Source organism: Micromonospora tarensis (assembly GCF_016803395.1).
Taxonomy (GTDB): domain Bacteria; phylum Actinomycetota; class Actinomycetes; order Mycobacteriales; family Micromonosporaceae; genus Micromonospora; species Micromonospora tarensis.
This window is the reverse complement of sequence record NZ_JAEVHL010000518.1, coordinates 1-1,225: the sequence shown is the minus strand read 5'-3', so window position 1 is coordinate 1,225 and position 1,225 is coordinate 1. Positions and strand designations below refer to the sequence as shown.

Annotated in this window: 2 pseudogenes; both read left to right on the top strand. The window is 77.8% G+C overall.

The features are described from left to right. Window positions 1-910, top strand: a pseudogene (locus JM949_RS36070) (acetyl-CoA carboxylase carboxyltransferase subunit alpha); the annotation flags it as partial. Further along, window positions 907-1,225: pseudogene (locus JM949_RS38340) on the top strand (acetyl-CoA carboxylase biotin carboxyl carrier protein); the annotation flags it as partial. The pseudogenes JM949_RS36070 and JM949_RS38340, both read left to right, overlap by 4 nt.

Genomic DNA, 1,225 nt, shown 5'->3' with positions numbered 1-1,225 from the left:
GCCTCGACGCGGACCCGGCGCCGACCCGGCCGGCGGACCCGGCGGCCGGGTCGGACGCCGGCGCCACCCGCGCTGCGGCTGACACCCCGGCGGCACGCGACGCGTGGGACACCGTCCGGATGGCCCGGCACCCCGGACGACCCACCACACTGGACTACCTGGACTCCGTCTTCGACGGGTTCGTGGAGCTGCACGGCGATCGGCTCGGCGCGGACTGCCCGGCCATCGTGGGCGGGGTGGCGCGGTTGGCCGGCCGGCACGTGATGGTCATCGGTCACCAGAAGGGGCACACCACCGCGGAGCTGGTCGCCCGCAACTTCGGCATGGCCAGCCCGGCCGGGCACCGCAAGGCGCTGCGGTTGATGCGCTCGCCGCGCGGCTCGGACTGCCCGTGGTCACCCTCGTGGACACCCCGGGGGCCGACCCCGGGGTGAGCGCCGAGGAGCAGGGCCAGGCGGCGGCCATCGCCGAGAACATCCTCGCCCTCACCGTGCTGCCCACCCCCGTGCTCGCGGTGGTCACCGGGGAGGGCGGCAGCGGCGGCGCCCTGGCGCTCGCGGTGGCCGACCGGGTGCTGATGCTGGAGAACGCCGTCTACTCGGTGATCAGCCCCGAGGGGTGTGCGGCGATCCTCTGGCCGGACCGGTCCGCCGCGCCGGAGGCCGCCCGCGCGCTGCGACTGACCGCCCCCGACCTGTGCCGGCTCGGCGTGGTCGACGAGGTCGTGCCGGAGCCGTCCACCGCCGCGCACGGCGACCCGGCGGAGACCGCCCACCGGTTGCGCGCCGCCCTGCTGGCCAACCTCACGCCGCTGCTGGACGTGCCACCCGCCATGCTGGTCCGGCTGCGTCGGCAACGCTTCCGGCGCTTCGGCGCGACCCGCGTCGGCGCCCGGACGGGTCGGCGATGAGCGCCGGCGACGGGGCGGTGTCGACGGTCGACGCGCCCGGCGGAGTCGGGGTGGACGACGATGCCGCCGACCGGATGAACGGCGAGGAGACGCTGGCCGGATTGCGCCGGCAGGCGCAGCACCTGATCGCCGAGTTGGCCGGGCCGGTGCGCCGGATCCGGCTGCGCAGCGGCCCGGCGGTGCTGGAGGTCGAGTGGCACCCCGAGGACGTGACCCGGCCGGACGTACCGGCCGCGCCGGTCGAGGTGGCGCGGCCGGTGGTGCCGGCGCGGCTCGCCGGCGGCCGGTCGATCCGGCCGCCGACGCCGGGCCGCG